General features: G+C 75.0%; 20 protein-coding genes and 2 pseudogenes. 12 read left to right on the forward strand and 10 right to left on the reverse strand.

Translation table 11 applies throughout. The features are described from left to right. Window positions 1-41: 41 nt before the first annotated feature. From ABQ292_RS13290 to ABQ292_RS13320, 7 genes are all read left to right on the forward strand, one after another. Complete coding sequence (locus tag ABQ292_RS13290; RefSeq protein ID WP_369207073.1) at window positions 42-1280, forward strand: DUF2786 domain-containing protein; 1239 nt, start codon at window positions 42-44, stop codon at window positions 1278-1280. A gap of 93 nt (window positions 1281-1373) precedes the next feature. Then, window positions 1374-3086: a RecQ family ATP-dependent DNA helicase gene (locus ABQ292_RS13295; protein ID WP_369207075.1), complete on the forward strand. Its 1713-nt coding sequence runs from the start codon at window positions 1374-1376 to the stop codon at window positions 3084-3086. 67 nt (window positions 3087-3153) lie between these two features. Beyond that, on the forward strand, window positions 3154-3354 hold the full coding sequence (locus ABQ292_RS13300) for a hypothetical protein (protein ID WP_369207077.1): 201 nt from the start codon (window positions 3154-3156) through the stop codon (window positions 3352-3354). Window positions 3355-3358: 4 nt separating this feature from the next. Continuing rightward, complete coding sequence (locus ABQ292_RS13305) at window positions 3359-4750, forward strand: amidase (RefSeq protein ID WP_369207079.1); 1392 nt, start codon at window positions 3359-3361, stop codon at window positions 4748-4750. A 128-nt stretch (window positions 4751-4878) separates the two neighbouring features. Continuing rightward, a complete protein-coding gene (locus ABQ292_RS13310) occupies window positions 4879-6525 on the forward strand; it encodes a carbamoyltransferase family protein (protein WP_369207081.1) in 1647 nt (548 codons plus the stop codon). A gap of 206 nt (window positions 6526-6731) precedes the next feature. Then, window positions 6732-7175: a DUF4383 domain-containing protein gene (locus ABQ292_RS13315; protein WP_369207083.1), complete on the forward strand. Its 444-nt coding sequence runs from the start codon at window positions 6732-6734 to the stop codon at window positions 7173-7175. Window positions 7176-7378: 203 nt separating this feature from the next. Then, a complete protein-coding gene (locus ABQ292_RS13320; RefSeq protein WP_369207085.1) occupies window positions 7379-8590 on the forward strand; it encodes an acyl-CoA dehydrogenase family protein in 1212 nt (403 codons plus the stop codon). Window positions 8591-8693: 103 nt separating this feature from the next. Here the strand turns inward: ABQ292_RS13320 and ABQ292_RS13325 are convergent, their stop codons facing one another. The 3 genes from ABQ292_RS13325 to ABQ292_RS13335 form a co-directional block, all read right to left on the reverse strand. Further along, window positions 8694-8897 (reverse strand): hypothetical protein, encoded by a 204-nt coding sequence (locus tag ABQ292_RS13325; protein WP_369207087.1) that lies wholly within the window; start codon window positions 8895-8897, stop codon window positions 8694-8696. Between the two features lie 192 nt (window positions 8898-9089). After that, entirely contained in the window at window positions 9090-9284 is a 195-nt protein-coding gene (locus ABQ292_RS13330; protein WP_369207089.1) for a hypothetical protein, read from the reverse strand. A gap of 481 nt (window positions 9285-9765) precedes the next feature. Next, the gene (locus ABQ292_RS13335; protein WP_369207091.1) at window positions 9766-11385 is read right to left on the reverse strand and encodes an LCP family protein; all 1620 of its coding nucleotides are present in this window, start codon (window positions 11383-11385) and stop codon (window positions 9766-9768) included. A 267-nt stretch (window positions 11386-11652) separates the two neighbouring features. Between ABQ292_RS13335 and ABQ292_RS13340 the strand changes: the two genes are divergently transcribed. Further along, window positions 11653-12456: an exodeoxyribonuclease III gene (locus ABQ292_RS13340; protein ID WP_369207093.1), complete on the forward strand. Its 804-nt coding sequence runs from the start codon at window positions 11653-11655 to the stop codon at window positions 12454-12456. Between the two features lie 13 nt (window positions 12457-12469). On the opposite strand, the gene ABQ292_RS13345 is transcribed toward ABQ292_RS13340, so the two are convergent. From ABQ292_RS13345 to ABQ292_RS13365, 5 genes are all read right to left on the reverse strand, one after another. Continuing rightward, window positions 12470-12856 (reverse strand): AhpC/TSA family protein, encoded by a 387-nt coding sequence (locus ABQ292_RS13345; protein WP_369207095.1) that lies wholly within the window; start codon window positions 12854-12856, stop codon window positions 12470-12472. A gap of 27 nt (window positions 12857-12883) precedes the next feature. Further along, window positions 12884-13012 carry a hypothetical protein gene (locus ABQ292_RS13350; protein ID WP_369207097.1) on the reverse strand — a complete coding sequence of 43 codons (129 nt, stop codon included), beginning with the start codon at window positions 13010-13012 and terminating at the stop codon, window positions 12884-12886. Between the two features lie 64 nt (window positions 13013-13076). After that, window positions 13077-14060, reverse strand: a complete 984-nt coding sequence (locus ABQ292_RS13355; protein WP_369207099.1) for a Rossmann-fold NAD(P)-binding domain-containing protein — start codon at window positions 14058-14060, stop codon at window positions 13077-13079. Between the two features lie 23 nt (window positions 14061-14083). Continuing rightward, window positions 14084-14722 carry an ATP-dependent Clp protease proteolytic subunit gene (locus ABQ292_RS13360; protein WP_369207101.1) on the reverse strand — a complete coding sequence of 213 codons (639 nt, stop codon included), beginning with the start codon at window positions 14720-14722 and terminating at the stop codon, window positions 14084-14086. 144 nt (window positions 14723-14866) lie between these two features. Beyond that, a complete protein-coding gene (locus ABQ292_RS13365) occupies window positions 14867-15613 on the reverse strand; it encodes a TSUP family transporter (protein WP_369207103.1) in 747 nt (248 codons plus the stop codon). 170 nt (window positions 15614-15783) lie between these two features. Here ABQ292_RS13365 and ABQ292_RS13370 point away from each other — a divergent pair, with 170 nt between their 5' ends. From ABQ292_RS13370 to ABQ292_RS13385, 4 genes and pseudogenes are all read left to right on the forward strand, one after another. Beyond that, on the forward strand, window positions 15784-16920 hold the full coding sequence (locus ABQ292_RS13370) for an SPL family radical SAM protein (protein WP_369207105.1): 1137 nt from the start codon (window positions 15784-15786) through the stop codon (window positions 16918-16920). A 76-nt stretch (window positions 16921-16996) separates the two neighbouring features. Continuing rightward, on the forward strand, window positions 16997-17743 hold the full coding sequence (yaaA, locus tag ABQ292_RS13375) for a peroxide stress protein YaaA (protein ID WP_369207107.1): 747 nt from the start codon (window positions 16997-16999) through the stop codon (window positions 17741-17743). A gap of 179 nt (window positions 17744-17922) precedes the next feature. Beyond that, window positions 17923-19089: pseudogene (locus tag ABQ292_RS13380) on the forward strand (PAS domain-containing protein); the annotation flags it as partial. Window positions 19090-19289: 200 nt separating this feature from the next. Further along, the gene (locus ABQ292_RS13385; protein ID WP_369207119.1) at window positions 19290-20510 is read left to right on the forward strand and encodes a PP2C family protein-serine/threonine phosphatase; all 1221 of its coding nucleotides are present in this window, start codon (window positions 19290-19292) and stop codon (window positions 20508-20510) included. A gap of 64 nt (window positions 20511-20574) precedes the next feature. On the opposite strand, the gene fdhA is transcribed toward ABQ292_RS13385, so the two are convergent. Then, on the reverse strand, window positions 20575-21792 hold the full coding sequence (gene fdhA, locus ABQ292_RS13390; protein WP_204692187.1) for a formaldehyde dehydrogenase, glutathione-independent: 1218 nt from the start codon (window positions 21790-21792) through the stop codon (window positions 20575-20577). Between the two features lie 328 nt (window positions 21793-22120). Continuing rightward, window positions 22121-22276: pseudogene (locus tag ABQ292_RS13395) on the reverse strand (AMP-binding protein); the annotation flags it as partial. Window positions 22277-22381: the final 105 nt, after the last annotated feature.

Raw genomic sequence — 22381 nt, forward strand, 5'->3', positions numbered from 1 at the left:
TCCTCCCGGGCGGGACCCGCTCGCCGGGAGAGCATCGCGGCATGCCACAGACGACCGGGACCGACGACGCCTGGCTCCGCGACCTGCTCCTCGGCGGCGACTGGCACCACGACGGCGAGGACGCGGACGGGATGGCCGCCGTCCTGGCCGGACGCGACCCGGGGGTCGACGGGTCGGGCGGGGCGACCCGTGCGCTGCTGTCGGCCCTGGCGGACGCGTGGGAGCGGGGCTGGCAGCCGGCCGACGTCGCGCACACGGTCCGCCGCCGGGCGACCACCCGGGCGGCCCGGCTGGTGGTCGCCCTCATCGCCGGGGACGCCCGGCGCACCGACGCCGCCTCCCGGGCGCCCGAGGGCTGGGTGGACCAGCTGCGCGAGCTGGGCGCGCTGACCGCCGGCACCCCCGCCGTCGTGGCCGCGTGGCACCGGGCGGAGGGGCGGCCCGCGGACGAGGCGTGGCGGGAGGTGCTGCTCCTGGCCACGACGCTGCGCACGCTGGCGCGGATCGACCGGCTGGTGCCCCCGCCGTCCCACTGGGGCCCGGGGGTGCGCCGCGCGGCACCGGCGCCCCCGCCCGACGACGCCCGGGTGCTCCGGCGCATCCGCGCACTGCTGGCCAAGGCCGAGTCGACGGAGTTCCCCGACGAGGCGGAGGCGCTCACCGCCAAGGCGCAGGAGCTGATGACCCGCCACGCGGTGGACGCGGCGCTGGTCGACGCGGCGTCCCCCGGCACCGGGGCGCCGCCGCGCACGGCCGTGGACACCCGCCGCGTGCACGTCGACGACCCCTACGTGCGGGCCAAGGTGCAGCTGCTGGGCGCGGTCGCCGACGCCAACGGCGTGCAGCTGGTCTGGTACTCGGGCCTGGGCATCGCGAACCTGGTCGGCGTCGCCGGCGACCTCGACGCCGTCGAGCTGCTGTTCACCTCCCTGCTGCTCCAGGTCGGCCAGGCCCTCGGGGCCGCCGAGCGGGCGGCGGGACGGCGGTCGGCCTCGCGCTCGTTCCGCCGCGCGTTCCTCCTGGGTTACGCGGCCCGCATCGGCGAGCGGCTGACCAGCGCACGGGACCGCGCCGCTACGGCCGCCGCGGCGGAACAGGGCGTGGACCTGCGGCCGGTCCTCCGCTCCCGGCAGGAGGCGGTCGACGACGCGTTCACCGAGCTGTTCCCCCGCGTGCGCAGCAGCCGCAGCCGCGCATCGGCCGACGCCCCGGGCTGGTGGGCCGGCCGCGCGGCCGCCGACTCCGCCGACGTCGGGCCCCGCCGCTCCCACCTGCGCTGAGCCCTCGCCCCTCCCCCACCGCGTCCCCGCGGGGACGTCCGGTGTCCACCCGCGCGCCGTTTGCCGATCTCGGCGTCCGGGCAGCCGCAGCCGGTGCCACCCAATCCCGGTGACAACCCCGCCGGCAACTCGGCCTCCGTCCGCACCCGCCGGCTGCGCGAGGTCGCCCGCGACGTCCTCGGTCACGACTCGTTCCGGCCCGGTCAGGAGCGGGCCATGCAGGCCGTCCTCGCCGGGCGCGACACCCTGGCGGTGCTGCCGTCGGGTGCGGGGAAGTCGGCGGTCTACCAGGTCGCCGGGCAGCTGCTCGACGGCCCGGTGCTCGTCGTCTCGCCGCTGATCGCCCTGCAGCGCGACCAGGTCGAGCGCCTCGACGAGCTCGGGGACGCCGTCGGCCGCGCCGCCCAACTCAACTCCAGCCTGTCCGCCGGCGACCAGCGTGCCGCCCTGGAGGGCCTGGCGGACGGAACGGTCCGCTACCTGTTCCTCGCCCCCGAGCAGCTGGCCAAGCCCGAGGTGGTCGACGCCGTCCGCGACGCCGGCCCGGTGCTGTTCGTCGTCGACGAGGCGCACTGCGTCTCCGCCTGGGGCCACGACTTCCGCCCCGACTACCTCCGGCTGGGCCAGGTGGTCGAGCAGCTCGGCCACCCGACGGTCCTGGCGCTCACCGCCACCGCGGCCCCGCCGGTGCGCGCGGAGATCCTCGAGCGGTTGTGCATGCGCGACCCGGAGGTCGTCGTCGCCGGGTTCGACCGGCCGGAGATCCGGCTGGAGGTCGACCACCACGCCGACGCGCACGCCAAGCGGCAGGCCGTCCTCGACCGGGCCACCGGCGAGGTCCAGGCCGGCCGCGGCCCGGGCATCGTCTACAGCGCCACCCGCAGGGGCACGCTCGACCTCGCCGGCGCCCTGACCGAGCGGGGCCTGCGCGCCCGGCCGTACCACGCGGGCCTGAGGAAGAGCGAGCGCGAGGACGCCCAGCGCGCGTGGATGGACGACGAGCTCGACGTCGTCGTCGCCACCACCGCCTTCGGCATGGGCATCGACAAGCCCGACACCCGCTTCGTCGTCCACGCCGAGCCGGCCGACTCGGTCGACAGCTACTACCAGGAGATCGGCCGCGCCGGCCGCGACGGCGACCCGGCGCTCGCCGTCCTGGTGTACCGGCAGGAGGACCTCGGTCTGCGCCGCTTCTTCGCCGCCGGCACCCCGGCCGAGGAAGAGCTGCAGCAGGTGGCCGGGCTGGTCGCCGCGGCGCCGGCGGCCGGGATCGAGGAGGGCGTCGACGTCAGGCAGCTGCGCGAGGAGACCGGCCGCGCCGCCACCCCCCTGGCCCGCGACCTCAACCTGCTGGAGCAGGTCGAGGCCGTCGTCCTCGACGAGGAGGGTGCCGCGCACCCGGCCGAGGGCGCGCCGCCCCCGGGCGAGGCCGCGGCCGCCGCCCGCGAGCTCGCCCGGCACCACGAGCGGGTCGACCAGAGCCGCGTGGAGATGATGCGCGGCTACGCCGAGACCACCGACTGCCGCCGCCAGTTCCTGCTCGGCTACTTCGGTGAGCAGCTCGACGAGCCCTGCGGCAACTGCGACAACTGCTCGGCCGGCACCGCGCAGGAACGCGTGACCACCGTCGACGCCGACACGCCCTTCCCGCCCGAGACGCCGGTGGAGCACACCGAGTGGGGACCGGGCATGGTCATGCGGGTCGAGGACGACCGCGTCGTCGTCCTGTTCGAGGAGGTCGGCTACAAGACCCTGGCGCTGAGGGCGGTCGAGGCCAACGACCTGCTGCGGGTCCGCGGCGCCTGATGCCGCGGGACCCGGACCCGGGCATCCTGGGCGACACGTCCCGCTCCCGACCCGGAAGAGGTGACCCATGGCGCCGACACCGCGCTCGCCACTCGGCGACGAGGCACTGGACCAGCTGCTCGCCCACGCCCGTCTGGACCTGGGCACCGAACGGCGGGCAGCGGCGGGCCCGGCCGTGACCATGGTCCTGGGGCTCTACGACAGCCTCGACGGGATCGCGGTGGGCGAGACGCCGCCGGCCTCGGGCTTCGACGCGCGGTGGGCGTGAGGACGTGCGACCCCACGAGCTCAGCATCGCCGAGGCCGCCCGGCAGATCGAGCGGCGCACGCTGTCCCCGGTCGAACTGGTGCAGTCCGCCCTCGACCGCATCGAGGAGGTCGAGGGCAGGTTGAACGCCTTCGTCGCCGTCACCGCCGAGCAAGCGCTGGAGGCCGCCCGGCAGGCGGAGGAGGAGATCGGCGACGGCGGGTACCGCGGTCCGCTGCACGGCATCCCGGTGGGCATCAAGGACCTCTACGACACCGCGGGCCTGCCGACGACGTCCAGCTCGGCGGTCCGGTCGGACCACCTCGCGACGGAGGACTCGGCGTGCGTCGCCCGGCTCCGCGACGCCGGCGCCGTCGTGGTGGGGAAGACGCACACCCACGAGTTCGCCTACGGCGTGCTGACCCCGACGACCCGCAACCCCTGGGACACCGGACGTGTGCCGGGCGGCTCGAGCGGCGGGTCCGGCGCCGCGGTGGCCGCCGGGGAGTGCCTGGTGGGGATGGGCACCGACACCGGCGGCTCGATCCGCATCCCGGCGTCGGTGTGCGGCACGGTCGGTCTCAAGCCGACCTTCGGCCGGGTCTCCCGCTTCGGGATCACGTCGCTGTGCTGGTCGCTCGACCACGCCGGACCGCTCACCCGCACCGTGCGCGACGCGGCCCTGACCCTGCAGGTCCTCGCCGGCTTCGACGCCCGCGACCCGGGCTCCGCGAAGGAGCCGGTGCCCGACTTCACCGCCGACCTGGACGCCGGGGTCCGCGGGCTGACGCTCGGTGTCCCGACCAACTACTTCTTCGACGACGTCGACCCCGAGGTGGAGTCGGCCGTCCGGGAGGCCATCGGCGTCCTCGAGGCCCAGGGGGCGACGCTGCGGGACGTGGAGATCCCCTACGCCGACCAGATGATGGCCGTCGAGTTCGGGGTGCTCGTGCCCGAGGCCAGCGCGTACCACCAGGAGATGCTGCGGGAGTCGGGGGACCGCTACACCGACGACGTCCGGGTCTTCCTCGACGCCGGGGAGACGGTGCTCGCCACGCAGTACATCAAGGCCCTGCGCGTCCGCACGCTGGTGCAGCAGGCGTTCCGCCGCGCCTTCGAGGGCCTCGACGCGCTGGTGTGCCCGACCCTCCCCGCCGCCGCGGCCGAGGTGGGGCAGCAGACGTTCACCTTCCCCGGGGGGAGGGAGAAGACGGTGATCGACGCCTGGGTCGGTCACGCGGCCCCGGGCAACGTCACCGGCCTGCCGGCGCTCTCCGTGCCCTGCGGCTACACCTCGGCCGGGCTCCCGATCGGGCTGCAGGTCATCGGCCGGCCGTTCGACGAGGGAGGCGTGCTCCGCGTGGGACAGGCCTACGGGTCGGCGACCGACTGGAGCAGCCGGCGTCCGGCCCTGTAGCCGGCAGGGACCCGGCACGCGCCCGTGCCGGGTCCCTCCGTCCAGCGACTCGCGCTGCGGATCCCCCCGCGTCCGGTGATCATCGAGCGGGAGACCGGGCGCGCCAGCCCGGCGAGAGGAGTGCGCACGTGAAGGTCCTCGGCATCAACGCCATCTACCACGACCCGGCGGCGGCCCTCGTCGTCGACGGCAGGGTCGTGGCCGCGGCGGAGGAGGAGCGCTTCAGCCGGCGCAAGCACGGCAAGCGCCCGCTGCCGTGGAGCGCGTGGGAGCTGCCCGAGCTCTCGGCGGCGTGGTGCCTGGCCGAGGCGGGGATCCGCCCCGAGGAGCTCGACGCCGTCGCCTACTCCTTCGACCCCGCGCTCATGGGCACCCCTGAGGAGTCCGGGCTGTTCGACGACGGCGACGTCATGCGCAAGAAGTACGCCGAGATGGCGCCCGACTTCCTGACCCACGCCCTCCCCGGCCTCGATCCCGCGAAGGTCCGCTTCGTCAAGCACCACGTCGCGCACGCCGCCTCCGCCGGGCTGGCCGCGCCGCAGCGGGACAACGCGGTCCTCGTGCTCGACGGCCGCGGTGAGGCGCACAGCCACCTCGCCGGCCGCTACGTCGACGGGCAGCTGGAGGTCCTGGCCGGTCAGACGCTCCCCCACTCGTTGGGCCTCATGTACGAGGACCTCACCGACCACCTGGGCTTCCTGCGCAGCTCCGACGAGTTCAAGGTCATGGCGATGGCCTCCTACGGCAAGCCGCGCTTCCTCGGTGAGCTGTCGGAGCTGATCCGCGCCACCGACGACGGCGGCTTCCGCACCGAGCGGATCGACTTCTCCGAGTTCGCCCCCCGCCTCGGCAAGGGCGACCAGTGGACCGAGGACCACGCCGACCTCGCCGCCAGCGTCCAGCAGCGGCTGGAGGAGGTGCTCGTCGACCTGGCCCGCTGGGTGCACGCGCAGACCGGCGACCGGGTGCTCACCATGGCCGGCGGCACCGCGCTCAACTGCGTGGCCAACACCCGCGTCCTCGCCGAGAGCCCGTTCGAGGAGGTCTGGGTGCAGCCGGCCGCCGGTGACGCCGGCACCGCGCTGGGCAGCGCCCTGCACGTCGCGCACGAGCTCGGCGAGCGCACCGAGCCGATGCCCGGTGCCGCGCTGGGCCGCGGGTGGAGCGACGACGGGATCGAGCGGTGGCTGCAGACGGCGGCGATCGACTACGAGCGTCCCGACGACGTCGCGGAGGCCGTCGCCGAGGTGCTCGCCGACAACGGCATCGTCGCCTGGTTCCAGGGCCGCAGCGAGTACGGCCCCCGGGCGCTGGGCCACCGCTCGCTGCTCGCCCACCCCGGCTTCGAGGCCAACCTCGAGCGGATGAACGACGTCAAGGGCCGCGAGCAGTTCCGCCCGGTCGCCCCGATGGTGCTGCTGGAGAAGGCGCCGGAGATCTTCAGCCGCGGCCCGATCCCCTCGCCGTACATGCTCTTCGTGCACGACGTCGCCCCCGAGTGGAAGGACCGCATCCCCACGGTCACCCACGTCGACGGGACGGCGCGCATCCAGACCATCGACCGCCGGACCGAGCCGCTGGTGCACCGCATGATCGCTGCCTTCGAGCGCCGCACCGGCATCCCCGTGGTGGTCAACACCAGCCTCAACACCGCCGGCCGGCCGATGGTCGACGACCCCCGCGACGCCCTCGAGTGCTTCGGCTCCGCGCCGGTCGACCTGCTGGCCATCGGCCCGTTCGTCGTCCGCCGACCCCGCCCGACGCCGAGGCCCTGACGCCGGGTCCCCCCTCCGGGGGAGCGAGGCGAACCGGAGGAGCCGGTTCCTGCGAAGTCCGGGTGCACCAGCCCCGGCGGCTGATGACGTTCCGGTAACGGGACCCCCCGGAAGGGGGAGTCCCCGTTACCGGTGATCACGCCGGGGTACCGCTCGATGAACGCCCCGCCAGGACGGCGGGCACCCCACGATCCGGAGGAACACCCATGTCCGCAGCCGCAGGAAACACCGGCGCCCGCCCGGCCAAGGCCTGGCCCCAGACCCTCGCCCTCGCGTTCGGGGTCGTCTACCTCCTGGTCGGCATCGTCGGCTTCTTCGTCACCGGCTTCGACTCCTTCGCCGACAACGCGCAGGACGAGATGCTGCTGATCTTCATGATCAACCCGCTGCACAACATCGTGCACATCGTCATCGGCCTGGCCGGCATCGCGCTGTCCCGCACGCTGGCCGGCGCCCGCACCTACGGCTGGCTGCTCGCGGTCGGCTACGCGGCGGCCTTCGTCTACGGCCTCATCGCGATCAACCAGCCGTGGGACTTCCTCAACATCAACGCCGCCGACAACGTGCTGCACGTCGCCACCGCCCTCGTCGGCCTGGTGATCGCGCTCGGCCCGGTCAACAGCACGGTCGCGCGCCCCACCCGCGCCTGAGGAAGGACCCCGTCCTCCCCACCCTCCGCACGCTCAGAGGAGCCCGGGACGGGGCCACGGCGGGACCCTGCAGGGGGGCCGCCCGAACGGCAGGAGCCGGGTACCCGTCACGTCAGCGGGTGCCCGGCTCCTGCCGTTCGATGTCCGGATCGACGCTCGACCCCGGTGCGACGCCGGTCACGTCGAGGGATACCTTCCGGTGCATGGACTTCGCCCTCTCCGCCCGAGCCGAGGACGTCTGCGGCCGGATGTGGGACTTCATGCGTGAGCAGGTCTTCCCCGCCGAGCCGGTGTACGACGAGTGGCGCACCGCCCGCGGCCACGACGACCACGGCCACCCGCCGGTCCTCGAGGACCTCAAGAAGGAGGCCCGTGCCCGGGGTCTGTGGAACCTCTTCCACCACGAGCTCGCCGGCCTGACCAACCTCGAGTACGCCTCGGTCGCCGAGATCATGGGCTGGTCGCCGACCATCGCCCCGGAGGCGACCAACTGCGGCGCGCCCGACACGGGCAACATGGAGACGCTGATGCTGTTCGGGACGCCCGAGCAGAAGCAGCGCTGGCTCGACCCGCTGCTGGAGGGCGAGATCCGCTCCGGCTTCGCGATGACCGAGCCCGACGTCGCCTCCTCCGACGCGCGCAACATCCAGACCTCGATCGTGCGCGACGGCGACGAGTACGTGATCAACGGCCGCAAGTGGTGGACCAGCGGTGCCGCCGACGAGCGCTGCCAGGTCTTCATCGTCATGGGCAAGACCGATCCCGAGGGCGCTCCGCACCGGCAGCAGTCGATGGTGCTGGTCCCGCGGGACACCCCGGGCCTGGAGATCATCCGCCATCTGCCGGTGTTCGGGTACCAGGACCAGCACGGCCACTCGGAGCTGCGCTTCACCGACGTCCGGGTGCCGGTGTCCAGCATCCTCTCCGGCGAGGGCGACGGATTCATGATCGCGCAGGCCCGGCTCGGTCCGGGCCGCATCCACCACTGCATGCGCGCCATCGGCATGGCCGAGCGGGCGCTGGCGCTCATGGTGGAGCGGTCCAAGCAGCGGGTCGCCTTCGGCCGGCCGCTGGCCGAGCAGGGCACCGTCCGGGAGAGCATCGCCCTCTCACGGATGGAGATCGACCAGGCGCGGCTCTACGTGCTCAAGACCGCGGACCTGATCGACAAGTACGGGGCCAAGGGCGCCCGCACCGAGATCTCGGCGATCAAGGTCGCCGCCCCGCGGGTCGCCCTCGACGTCATCGACCGCGCCATCCAGCTGCACGGCGGCGCCGGCGTCAGCAACGACACCGTCCTCGCCCGCTTCTACGCCAGCGCCCGGACGCTGCGGATCGTCGACGGCCCGGACGCCGTGCACATCCGCGGGGTGGCCAAGGAGGAGCTGGCGCGCGAGCGCCCCTGGCACGGCTGAGGGAGGACGACGGGGCCGGCACCCAGCTGGGTGCCGGCCCCGTGCGACCGCCTCCCGGGCCCGCCACGAGCCGGCGAGTGGTGAGGAGGAGGGAGGTCCTCCGTCAGATCTGCAGGTTGCCGCCGATCGCGCCGCCGGCGAGCTTGGCCTGCAACGTGGAGCTGTCGAGCCCCACCGCGGTGAGGGCGTCGGCGTCCCGGTCGGTGTCGATCTCGTCGGGGAGCTGACCGGCTTCGACCTGGTCGGCCCGGTCGTTGTCGCCCTCGGCGCGCAACATCTTCACCAGTTCCTGCTTGTCGAGCTTCACACGCGTCCTCCGTCCTGGGGCCCCTGTCCTCCCGGAGTGTGGTGTGGGTCACCAGGGCCTGCAAGCGGGCATCGACGTCCGGAGCGGACGGGCGGAGGCGTCCCGGACGCCGGTGCAGGCCTGCCGCCCGGTCCGCCGTTGCGCCGTCGTGAGCTCGAGGGCCGGTCCGGCAGGTGCCGGTCGGCCCCCGCGTCAGCCGGCGCGGGACCGGCGGAGCAGCAGGGCGCCCGACCCGAGCAGGGCGACGGCGAGCACGAGCTGGCCGACGCCGACCGCCGTGCGGCCGCTGCCGAACCAGGTCGGCGAGGAGAGCAGCAGCACCGCGCCGATGCCCAGCACGAGCAGCGCGACCAGCCGCTCGCGTCGGCCGTCCCGTGGGGTGCCCATGCCGCCTCCGCTCCCGCCGGGGTCGGCCCCCGGCTGCGTCCGAGCCAACCAGACCGGTGACGGAGGCGGCTCCGGGCCTCGACGGGCAAGCAGGCGCTTGCGTATCGTTCCGGTGTGGGCGACGTGTTCTGGAGGTGCTCGAGCAGGCGGGCCTGGTCAGGACCGGGCGGGCCGAGGTGCTCGGCTTCGTGGAGAAGACCGAGGTCCCCCTCGGCGAGCCCCGCTGGCTGACCGTCGTGTCGCCGGAGGACCCGGACGGCGTGGAGCTCGTGCTCGAGCCCCAGCGACCACCCCGCGGTGGGCCCGTACGAGCAGGCGCTGGTCGCCGACGGCATCCCGTTCTCCTCGTTCGTGGTCGCCGACGTGCACGCCGAGGTCGAGCGGCTCGAGGCCCTCGGCGTCCCCTTCACGCAGGAGCCGCTGGCCATGGGCCCGGTGACGACCGCCGTCCTCGACGACACGGTGGAGGACGGGTCCTGGTTCAGCCGTTCTTCGTGGGCGGCTGGCCGGCGTCGAGGGCCTCCTGGGCCCGCACCGGGTCGTAGGCGCAGGCGTCGCCGACGTCGGTCGCCGGGGCGGCGGGCGGGGGCGCCGGCGTCTCCCCGGCCGGGTCGTCCCCGGAACCCGCGGCCTGGTCGCCGGGGGCGGCCGGCGGCGCGGGGGAGGCCGGGGCCGGCGGGGCCAGCGAGTCGGACACGATGCGGCGCACCAGGTCGTAGTCCGGGTAGGCCGGGTCGATCAGGCTCGTGTCGAAGACGACGCTGCGGACCTCGGCGTCCTTGACCAGGAAGGCCACGTCGACGAAGTCGTCGAGCGCCGTCCGCGGGATGTCGGTGCTGACGATGTCCTGCGTCGTGGCCGCGAGCTCCTGGTACTGCTCGAGCAGGGTGATCGGGTCGGCCGCGTCGATGATCGCGTTGATCGTGCAGCGCTGGCGGTCCATCCGGTCGTAGTCGGTGAGACCGAAGCGCCCGCGGGCGAAGTCGAGCGCCGTCGTGCCGTCCATCCGCTGGTCCGGGCCGGGAGCGATGTAGGCGTCGGGCAGCTCGCCGGTGCCGGGGTTGCCGTTGACCGGCACGTAGTAGTTGACGTTCACCGTGATCCCGCCGAGGGCGTCGACCAGGCGGCTGAACCCGTCGAGGTTGATCAGCACGTAGTAGTCGATGTCCAGGCCGAGGGCCTCGCCGACGCCGAGCTTGAGGAAGTCGGCGCCGGGGTCGTCGGTGGCCCCGAGGACGTCGGGGTGCTGCGCCGGGCCGTTGCGGTAGACGGCGTTGAGCAGGCTCTCGCTCTCGCTGCCGGCGTCGAAGCCGTCGGGGTAGATCGCGGCCAGCGGGCTGTCGGCCGGGAAGGGCAGGTCCTCGAGGTTGCGCGGCAGGCTGAACAGCGTGGTCACACCGGTCTCGGTGGCGATGCTGGCGACGATCACCGTGTCGGTGCGCACACCCTCGCGGCCCTCGCCGCCGTCACCGCCGAGGAGCAGGACGTTGACCCGCTCCTTGGTGCCGAACGGGTCGACCGTGTCGTCGACCGTGGCCGACTCCCGGTCGTCGGCGAAGACGCCGTCCAGGAGGCCGCGCTGGGCCACCGCCACCGTGCCGACCCGGTAGGCCGGGTAGGCGATCGCGGCGACGAGGGCGGCGACGAGCAGGGCCCCGAGGGCCAGCCGGGGACGGGAGCTGCGCCGCGGCAGCAGCGAGCGGTAGCCGGCGACGACGACGGCGACCCACGCGAGGGCCAGCACCACGATCCCGGCGAGGACCCAGGTGAGGCCGGCGGAGTCGACCAGCAGCCGCGCCGCGGTCCGCTGCCCGGCCGTGGCCAGCCAGACGCCGCCGGCCACGACCAGCAGGAAGACCACGATCAGGGCCGCGCCCAGCCGGCGCCGCCCGGAGGCCAGGAAGGCGGTGCCCCAGACGACGGCGTTGACGACGGTCAGCGCCAGGACGGCGCCCAGCGAGCGCGACTCCGGGCGCTCCCGGCGGGCGCGGCGCCGGGACCCGGGGGTCTCGGCCACCCGCTGCGCGCCCCGGGCATCGGGGACCGGCGGGAGGGCCGGCGCGTCGCCGATCGGGCGGGTCAGGTCGGCGTCGTCGCTCACGAACGCACCCGGTGGGCGGCCCGGGTCATCGCGTCGTCCCGCGGGTCCGGCGCGTCGTCCGGGTCGTGGTCACCGGCCCATGGTCCCACTGGTCGCTGGCAGTCACCCGGCGCCCGTACCCCGTGAACGCGCAGGTCACCCGATGGGACGTGACCGTGGTCTCCTGCTCACCGACCGTGGTTGCGACGGACGGCCCCTTCGCAGGGTCCCGCCGCGAGCGTGCGAGTGGTGGGGGGCAGGGAGGTCCTCTCACTAGGCTCGGCTGTCGTGCGCCTCGCGACCTGGAACGTGAACTCCATCCGCACTCGCGCCGACCGGGTGGCCGCCTGGCTGCAGCGGCGCGACGTCGACGTCCTGGCGCTGCAGGAGACCAAGTGCCGCGACGACCAGTTCCCCGAGGACCGGTTCACCGCCCTGGGCTACGAGGTCGCCCACGTCGGCCACTCGCAGTGGAACGGCGTCGCGGTGATCTCCCGGGTCGGGCTGGCCGACGTCGAGACGGGCTTCCCCGGGATGCCGACGTGGAGTGCGAAGGAGGGCGCGGAGCCGGCCGCGGAGGCCCGCGCGCTGGGCGCCACCTGCGGCGGGGTGCGGGTGTGGAGCCTCTACGTGCCCAACGGCCGGGCACTGGGCGACCCGCACTACGACTACAAGCTCGAGTGGCTGGCCGCGCTGCGCACCGCCGCCGGCGGCTGGCTGGCCGCCGACCCGGCCGCGCAGGTGGCGCTGGTCGGCGACTGGAACATCGCCCCGCAGGACGACGACGTGTGGGACACGAGCGTCTTCTCGCACTCGACGCACGTCTCCGAGCCCGAGCGGGCGGCGTTCCGCGCGGTGGTCGAGGCCGGGTACGCCGACGTCGTCCGGCCGCACGCCCCCGGGCCCGGCGTCTACACCTACTGGGACTACACGCAGCTGCGCTTCCCGCGGCGCGAGGGCATGCGGATCGACTTCGTGCTCGCCTCCCCCGCGCTCGCCGGCCGGGTGACCGGCGCGCTGATCGACCGCGAGGAGCGCAAGGGCAAGGGTGCCAGCGACCACGCCCCGGTCGTCGTGCAGCTGGCCGACTGAGCCCGCCGAACGCTCACCGCCGGGCGAGCGCCGCGCGCACGACCTCGTCGGCCGGGGGCCGGTCGTCGGGGCTGCGCGGCCGCCAGACCTCGACGACCGTGCCGTCCACGACGACGGCGTCCCCGCCCAGCTGCCGGGTGTCCTCCCCGGAGGGCCGTGTCAACCGGGTGCCCGACCGCAGCGCCCGCGCGTACAGGACGAGCGTCCCGGGGTTGTAGACCCGCCACCACGGCGCGCGCCCGATCCCCAGCCGCCGGTACAGCGCGCGGCCGGGGTCGCTGAGCACCGCGCCGGTGAACCCGGCCCGGCGGACGACCGCGGCCAGCCGGTCGGCCGGACCGAAGCCGACCAGGACCGGCCCCAGCTCCGGGGCGCCGGCCGCGCGCACCTCCCCCTGCACCTGGACCAGGTGCTGCCGGCAGGGCAGCTAGTGGCGGTGCCGCATCAGGACGACGACGCGCACGCCCGGCCCGTCGGCCAGCGGCTGCTGCCGCCCCCGAGGATCGGTCAGGCGGAGGTCGTGCACGTCCACGGCGACCCGTGCCCGGCGCGTCATCCCCCCAGGATGGACGAGGACCGGCGGCACTGCGGGCAGCTGGTCCCGCCCCGGCTGACGTGCGTCAGCGGTCCAGCGCAGCCAGCAGCTCGGCCTCCCGGGCGGCGCTGAGCCCCGCCCGCCGCGGTCGGTCCAGCCCCTGCGCCCGCTCCCACGCCAGGACGTCGGCCAGCAGCTCCTCCCGGGGGCGGTGGCGCAGCCCGGCCGCCACGGCCCGTGCTCCCGAGCGGCTCGACCAGCCCCGGTCCTCGGGCGCGGGCAGCCACAGCGGCAGTGAGTCCTCGCCCGCGTAGGGCTCGACGCCCTGCTCCAGCAGCCACTCCGAGGGTGCGGGCACGACCGGTCCGGTGTGCCCGGCGACCGCCCGGGAGGTGGCCACCCACTCGCCGAAGGGGACCACCGGGCCCACGGCGTCGTAGGTCCCGGTCACGCCCCGCTCCGCGCAGGACACCAGCCACGCCGCGAGGTCCCGGACGTCGACCACCTGCGTGGGCAGGTCCGGGGTGTCCGGGACCAGCATCGGGCCCTCCGGGTCGCGGGCGGCGCGGGCGACCCACGCACCCGAGCGGTCGGTGTGGTCGCCCGGACCGCCGATCAGGCCGGCGCGGGCCACCACCAAGCGGTCCTCCACGGCGGCCCGGGACACCTCCTCGCAGGTCACCTTCGCCGGCCCGTAGAGATCCCGGCCGACGCGAGGCTGCTCGGTGGACGCCCCCAGTCCACCCGTCTCGTCCTCGCCCGGCGTCGTGCGGGAGGCGTAGACGCTGACCGAGGAGACGTGGGTCCAGTGCCGGGCGTCCAGCGCCTGTACCGCGGCGCGGACGAACGCCGGCTGCCACGACACCTCGACGACGGCGTCCCACGACCGGCCGGCCACCGCGTCGTAGGCGTCCGGGCGCTCGCGGTCGGCGATCACCAGCCGGGCGCCGTCGGCGACCTCGCCGGCCTCGCCCCGGGCCAGGCAGGTGACCGCGTGACCGCGCCCGAGCGCCTGCCGGGACACCTCGCGGCCCAGCCACGCCGTCCCGCCGAGGACGAGCACGTCCATCGAGGTCCCCTCCCCTGCCCTCCTCAGCCACCCACCGGACCGGGACCACCGGGCAGCGCGGTCGCGGAGGCGACGACGTGGTCGATCAGGCCGTACTCCTGCGCCTGGTCGGGGGTGAACCAGCGGTCGCGGTCGGAGTCCCGCTCGATCTCCTCCACCGTCCGGCCGGTGTACTGCGCCTGCAACTCGTTGAGGTCGCGCTTGAGCCGGCGCAGCATCTCGGCCTGGATGCTGATGTCCGACTGCGTCCCACCGACACCGGCCGAGGGCTGGTGGACCAGGATCCGCGTGTGGGGCAGCGAGAACCGCTTGCCCGGGGTGCCGGCGGTGAGGAGGAACTGCCCCATCGAGGCGGCCATCCCGAACGCGTAGGTGGCGACGTCGCAGTCGAGGAACTGCATGGTGTCGTGGATCGCCATCCCGGCGCTCACCGAGCCGCCGGGTGAGTTGACGTAGAGGTGGATGTCGCCCCTCGGGTCCTCGGCCGACAGCAGGAGCATCTGCGCGCAGAGCTGGTTGGCGACCTCGTCGTCCACCTCCTCGCCGAGGACGACGATCCGCTCGCGCAGGAGCCGGTCGAGGACCGTGTCGGAGAGACCCGGCGATCTCCCGTCCCCGTTGCTCAGGCGCGGGCGCCCGCTGGTCGGCGTGTGGGTGCGCATGGTGTCGAGGCCTCCTCCGGTCGCTCCTTCCCGACGTCCAGGAGCCTGGCGTGAATGGCTGGGAAATGCGCGCCGGATGCCATTCTTCTGCTATACGCGGAATGGCGTTCGCCTACCGCGAAAGTGCATTGACAGACAGCCGGCTCAGCCGCCGAGCAGGCCGTCGACCACGGTCGCGACGCTCCCGACCAGGGCCAGCGTGAGGGCGGCGGTGCGGGCGGCCGCCGGCGCCACCCGTGCGGAGAGGGCGGTGCCGGCCACGAGGCCGACCGCGAGGGCGGCGGCCGCGACCACCCAGTCCGCGGCGGGCAGCGAGGGCAGGCCCTTGGCCGCCACCGAGGCCGAGCCGATGACGGTGAAGCACAGCTGCGCCGTCGCGGCGAAGGCGGGCTGCGGCCAGCGGGTCGCCACCGCGTAGATGGTCAGGGCCGGCCCGCCGACCCCAGCGGTCGCGTTCATGAAGCCCGACGCCGCCCCGGCGAGGACCGCCGGGGCCGTCCCTGCCGCGACGCCCGGTCCGGTGTCGCTGCGCCGGTCGGCCACGAGGACGACGAGCAGCGCCACCACCACGCAGCCGCCCACGAGGACCTGCAGGAGAGCCGGTGCGGCGTTGCGGGCGACCCAGGCGCCCGGGAGGACCGCCACGAGCGCGGGCGCGGAGAGCAGCAGGCCCCGGCGCACGTCCACGTCCCGCCGCACCTGCACGAGCACCAGCACCGAGGCCGCGACCCCCAGCACGTTGATCAGGAGGATCCCGGCGAACGGCCCGAGCAGGAGCACGAGGAAGGGCGCCGCGACCAGGGCGAACCCGAGCCCGGTGATGCGCTGCGTGCCCGCGCCGAGCGCCACCGCGGCGGCGAGTCCGAGCGAGGGCAGCCAGTCGGCGTCCACGTCAGCGCGTCGGGCCCGGGCACGCCGCCGCCGGGGCGGGCGCGGAGCCGGGGTGGGTGCGGGCGGACACGTCCCGACCCTGACCGACGGCTCCGCCGAGGGCGACAGGAGGGCTCAGAAAGGCCGCTGACCAGGGCATCAGCAGGCCGCCCCCGGTGTTGTAGGAGGCGATGACCGCGCTGCTCGCACCGTCCGCCACCCCCGCCGGCACCGTTCCTCCCGGCTCCCCTCTCGCCCCCGTGCCCTCCCGGCTGTGGATCCCCCAGCGGGTCCTCGTCACCCGCTCGGCCGCCGAGCGGTCGCACGGCCGGCGCGTCCTCGCGCGCCTCGAGGCGGCCGGGGTCGACGCCATCGAGATGCTGAAGGGCGACCGGCTGCCCAACCTGCGCGGCGACGGCGACCGCGCGGCGTTCATGGCCGCCAAGGACACCCTCGCGCTCGTCGTCCCGGCGCCGTCCAAGCGCGAGCTGCAGCCGATCCCGCCGTCGGCGGACTGGCGGGTCGACCTGGCCGAGGGCTGCCCGGCGCACTGCCAGTACTGCTACCTCGCCGGCTCGCTCGGCGGCCCGCCGATCACCCGCGTGTTCGCCGACCTCGACGAGGTGCTCGACGGCCTCGACTCCTACGTCGGCCACGGTGCCGTCACCTCCGGCACGCTCGAGCGCGGCGGCGAGGGGACGACGTTCGAGGCCTCCTGCTACACCGACCCGCTGGCCATCGAGCACCTGACCGGCGGCCTGTCGCGGATGGTCGAGCACTTCGGCACCCACGACTGGGCCGGCCCCGTGCAGTTGCGGGCGACCACCAAGTTCGACGACGTCGCCGGCCTGCTGGCCCTGCCCCACGGCGGCCGGACCCGGCTGCGCTTCTCGGTCAACGCCGCCTCCGTCGCCCGCCGCTTCGAGGGCGCGACGGCGCAGGTGCCGGCGCGGCTGCGGGCGCTGTCGGCGGTGGCCGCCGCCGGCTACCCGGTGGGCGTCACCATCGCGCCGATCATCCCGGTCGAGGGCTGGCGCGAGCAGTACGCCGAGCTGGTCGACGGCATCGCCGCCGCCGTCCCGGCCGGACACGACCTCACCGTCGAGTGCATCACCCACCGGTTCACGCCGGGCAGCAAGGAGACGCTGCTCGACTGGTACCCGCGGACCAAGCTCGAGATGGACGAGGCGCGCCGGACCACCAAGCGCGGCAAGTTCGGCTCGGTCAAGCACGTGTACCCGAGGGACACGATGGCCGAGCTGCGCGGCTGGTTCGAGCGCGAGCTCCCCGAGCGGCTCCCCGGCGCCCGCCTGCTGTACTGGACCTGAACGAGGACCCCGCTGCCCTCCACCGCTCGCGAGCTCGCGGCGGGGTCCGCAGAGGAGCCGGATAGCGTCGTTCCCCGTGCTCGTGCTCCTGCCGCCGTCGGAGACCAAGTCCCCGGACGGCGACGGTGCCCCGCTCGACCTGGCCGCGCTGGCCACCCCGGAGCTCACCGGAGTGCGCGTCACACTGGTCGACGCGCTGGTCCGGCTCGCCGCGGACCCGCCGGCCGCCCGCGCCGCGCTCGGGCTCTCCCCTGGCCAGGACGTCGAGCTGGCCCGCAACGCCGCCCTGTGCACCAGTCCGACCACGCCGGCGATCGAGCGCTACACCGGCGTCCTCTACGACGTCCTCGGCGTCCGCTCGATGACGCGGGCCCAGCGGGCGCGGGCCGACCGCCGGCTCGCGGTCGGCTCGGCGCTGTTCGGCCTCGCCCGGGCCACCGACCCGATCCCGGCCTACCGGCTCTCGGCCGGCTCGGCGCTGCCCGGGCTGCCCACCCTGCGCGCACTGTGGCGGCCGGTCCTCGGCCCGGCGCTCACCGCGGCCGGGGAACTCGTCGTCGACCTGCGCAGCGGGAGCTACCAGGCGCTGGCGCCGGTCCGGGGCGCGGTGACCGTCGACGTGCGGAGCGAGCGCCCCGACGGCACCCGCACCGTGGTCAGCCACGCCAACAAGTCGCACAAGGGCCGGGTCGCCCGGCTGCTGGCCACCACGACCGCCGAGCCGGACTCCGCCGTCCGACTGCGCACCCTCCTTCGCCGGGCGGGGTTGCACGTGGAACACGACGGCGGGACGGCGCTCACCCTGGTCCTCCCCGCGGCCTGACCGGGCGGGCCGTTACGGAGCGTCAATGACTGTGATGCGGCCCGTCAGCTCTGTTGGCCGCAACCGGCGTCCCCTACGATCTGTCCGGCGCCTGGCCCGGTAGCGGTCGGGCGGCTGCGGTATCGAGTCGGCCACGAGCCGGGCAGAGGGGTTCGGTGGACGACACGTCGCGGTCCCGCGTGGAGAGCCTTGTCACGGACCCACACGCGGCGGCGGAGGTACTGCAGGCCGACCGGCCGCGCGCGGGGGCGGCGCGGCGGCTGCGGCTCCGGGACGCCAGCGCCCCGCTCGACCGCCTCGCCGAACTGGCCTCCCGTCTGCTCGGCGTCCCGATCGCGCAGATCTCCCTCGTCGACGACGCCCAGGTCGTGGTGGCCGGCGTCGGGCTGCCGCCCGGCGCCTTCGGCAGCGAGACGCCGCTGCAGGCCACCGCCTGCGCGATCGCCGCCGCCGACCGGGCGCCCGTCGTCGTCCCCGACACGCACAGCGACCCGCGGGTCAGCCGGCTCGCGCCGGTGGCGGCCGGCGCCGTCGGCGCCTACCTCGGCGCACCGCTGGTCGACAGCGACGGGCACACCGTGGGCGTCCTCTGCGCGGTCGCCCCGGCGCCACGTCCCTGGTCGGACGCCGACGTCGCCACGCTGCGGCAGCTGGCCGCCGCCGCGGTCACCGAGCTGGAGCTGGCCGCCCTCACCACCGCGTACGAGAGCGACCGGCTGCGCTGGGGCCTGGCCATCGACGCCGCCGGCATCGGCACCTTCGACTGGGACCTGCGCACCGGCGAGCTGACCTGGGACCCGCGGCTGATCGAGATGTTCGGCTACACGCCGGAGACCTTCGGCGGCAGCATCGAGGCGTTCAACGAGCGCGTGCACCCCGACGACCTGCCCCGGGTGACCGGCGCGCTCCAGGCCAGCATCGAGTCCCGCGGCGACTACGAGGCGGAGTACCGCGTCGTCTGGCCCGACGGGGACACCCGCTGGGTGCAGGCCCGCGGACGAACGCTCGTCGACGGGGACGGGACGGCGACCCGCGTGCTCGGCGCCGCCTACGACACCACCGCCGAGCGGGCGGCCGGCGTGCGGGTCACCCGCGTCCTGGAGGCCATGCCGGCCGGCTTCTACTCCCTCGACCGCGAGTGGCGCTTCACCCACGTCAACGCCGAGGCCGAGCGGCTGCTCGGGCGCAGCCGCGAGGAGCTGCTCGGCCAGGAGCTGTGGACCGCCTTCCCGGCCACGGTCGACAGCGTCTTCGAGGAGAGCTACCGCGCCGCGGTCCGCACCGGGACGCCGGTGCAGTTCGACGCCCACTACCCCGCGCCGCTCGACGGCTGGTACGAGGTACGGGCCTGGCCGAGCCCGGAGGGGTTGTCGGTCTACTTCCTCGAGGTCACCGAGCGGCGCCGGGTGCAGGACCGGGCCGAGCGCGGCGCGCAGCGGCTGGCCCTGCTCGCCCAGGTGAGCGCGGAGCTGGCCGGGCCCTCGACGTCCAGTCGGCGACCGCCCACCTGCCGCGGCTGGTCGTCCCCGCGCTGGCCGACTGGTGCATCGTCACCGTCGTCGACCCCGACGGCCGCCCGCGCGACGTCGGGTACTGGCACGCCGACCCCTCGAAGCGCGCGCTGGTCGAGCGCTACGCCGCCGTCCGGATGGACGCCATGCCGGTCACCGCGCCGCTCATGCGCGCTCTGCTCACCGGCGAGCCGGTCATGGAGCCGACCGAGTCCGTGCTCGGCCTCCTGGCCGCCGGCGAGGCCCGCGACGTGCTGGCCGCGCTGAGCCCCGGCTCGGCGAGCTGCATCCCGCTGCGCGGGCGCAACCGGACCCTCGGCGTGATGACCCTGTACTTCCGGTCGGGCTGGACGCCGCGCGAGGAGGACCTGGCCACCGCCCAGGACGTCGCCGACCGCGCCGGGCTGGCGCTGGACAACGCCCGCCTCTACGGCCAGCAGCAGGCCCTGGCCGAGGGTCTGCAGCGCAGCCTGCTCACCGAGCCGCCCGAGCCCGACCACGCCGAGATCGCCGTCCGGTACCACCCGGCCGCCGAGGCGGCCCGGGTCGGCGGCGACTGGTACGACGCGTTCCTCCAGCCGGGCGGCGCGACGGTGCTGGTCATCGGCGACGTCGTCGGCCACGACACCGAGGCCGCCGCGGCCATGGGCCAGCTGCGCGGACTGCTGCGCGGCATCGCCACCTACAGCGACGCCGGCCCCGGCGAGGTGCTGCGCGGTCTCGACGCCTCCATGGCCCTGCTGCAGACCCGGGTGCTGGCCACCGCGGCGGTGGCCCGCCTCGAGCAGACCGACGACGAGCGCCGCCGCGGTGTGACGCGGATGCGCTGGGCCAACGCCGGCCACCTCCCGCCGCTGGTGATCAACCCCGACGGCAGCGTGGCCGAGCTGGCCACCTGGCGCGGGGACCTGCTGCTCGGCGTCGACCCGGAGGCCCGCCGCGAGGAGTCGATGGTGACCCTCGACCGCGGGGCGACGGTGCTGCTGTTCACCGACGGCCTGGTCGAGCGGCGCGACGCCGACCTCGACGCCGGCCTGGCGCGGCTGCGCGAGGCGCTGCGGGAGCTGGCCCACCGGCCGCTGCAGGAGATGCTGGACGAGGTGCTCGAGCGGCTGGTCGACGGCCACCCGGAGGACGACGTCGCCCTGGTCGCCGTGCGGCTGCACCGGCAGGACGCCCCGCGGCCGGCGGTGGCCGGGCCCAACCGGGTGCCCGACGTCGTCCCGGAGGACCCGGCGAGCCCACCCCGCCGCTAGCGAGGGCCCTGCCCCCACCACCGGGTGCCCCGCCCGTCCCGGCGGGGCTCCCGGTGGCTCCGGCTCAGGCCGGGATCAGGCCGTTCGGGTTGAGCACGTACTTCTTCGCCGCGCCCTGGTCGAACTCGGCGTAGCCCCGCGGTGCGTCCTCGAGCGGGATCACCTCGGCGTTGACCGCCTTCGCGATCTGCACCCGGTCGTGGAGGATCGCCATCATCAGCTGGCGGTTGTAGCGCATGACGGGGCACTGGCCGGTGGTGAACGCGTGCGACTTGGCCCAGCCGAGCCCCAGCCGGATGGACAGCGAGCCGGTCTTGGCCGCCTCGTCGGCCGCGCCCGGGTCGCCGGTCACATAGAGGCCGGGGATGCCGAGGGCACCGCCGGCCCGGGTGATGTCCATCAGCGAGTTGAGCACGGTCGCCGGCTGCTCGCGCTCGGCGTCCTTGCCGTGCCCGCGTGCCTCGAAGCCGACCGCGTCCACGCCGCAGTCGACCTCGGGCTCGCCGAGGATCTCCGCGATCTGGTCCTTGGGGTCGCCCTTCGAGACGTCCACGGTCTCGCAGCCGAAACTGCGGGCCTGGGCCAGCCGGTCGGCGTTGAGGTCGGCGACGATGACGACGGCGGCCCCGAGCAGGTGCGCGGAGGCGGCCGCGGCCAGCCCCACCGGACCGGCGCCGGCGATGTAGACCGTCGAGCCGGTGGTGACGCCCGCGGTGACGCAGCCGTGGTAGCCGGTCGGGAAGATGTCCGAGAGCATCGTCAGGTCCCGGATCTTGGCCAGCGCCTGGTCGCGGTCCGGGAACTTCAGCGCGTTCCAGTCGGCGTACGGGACCATGACGTACTCGGCCTGGCCGCCGGTCCAGCCGCCCATGTCGACGTAGCCGTAGGCCGAGCCGGGCCGGTCGGGGTTGACGTTGAGGCAGATGCCGGTCTTGCCCTCCTTGCAGTTGCGGCAGCGCCCACAGGCGATGTTGAACGGCACGCTGACGATGTCGCCGACCTCGAGGAACTCGACGTCCGAGCCCTTCTCGACGATCTCCCCGGTGATCTCGTGGCCGAGCACCAGCCGCTCGGGCGCGGTCGTCCGGCCGCGCACCATGTGCTGGTCGCTGCCACAGATGTTGGTGGCCACCGTCCGCAGGATCACCCCGTGCGGCGTCTTGCGGCCCACGTTGGCCGGGTTGACCCCCGGCCCCTCCTTCAGCTCCAACCCGGGGTAGTCCAGGTCGGCGACCTCGACCTTGCCCGGTCCCATGTACATGACCGCCTTGTTGCCTGCCACGGACGCTCCTCCCAGTAGGCGGCCGGCACGCCTCTGTACCGGCCGCGTCCGTCGTCCGCCGCGCCGGTCGGCGCGGCCGTCCCGCGACGGTCGGTGTGGCCCGGCTCCGTCGCCGGCCGCTCCGTCGCGGGGATGCCCAGGGGCACCAGGAGCCCGAGTGTGGTGCGGACCACTCGGTCGGGCACCGGGGAAGGCCCGACACGCCGCGGGCCACGGCCTGTGGACACGCAGCGTGTCCTGTCGTGCCCGCGCTGCTGCCGGGCCGGTGGCCGGGCGCCCCGGTGGGGCGCCCGGCGCGGGTCAGCTCCCGGCCTTCGTGGAGCTGCTCGAGGCACAGCAGCGCCGTCGCCCCGGAGTCGCTGAGCAGGTAGGTGAGCTCGCGGGCCTCGTTCATCGGGTTGATCGCGACGGCGGCCCCGCCGGCCTTCCACGCGCCGAGCAGCCCGATGACGAACGCCGGGTCGTTCTGCACGAAGACGCCCACCCGGTCCCCCGGGGGGAGAAGCCGCCCTCGGCGAGCGCGACGGCCAGGCGTCGGAGGCGGCGTCGAGGTCGGCGGAGGTGAGCACGCCGTCGAAGTACCTGATCG

This window comes from Geodermatophilus maliterrae, from assembly GCF_041018925.1.
Lineage (GTDB): Bacteria > Actinomycetota > Actinomycetes > Mycobacteriales > Geodermatophilaceae > Geodermatophilus > Geodermatophilus maliterrae.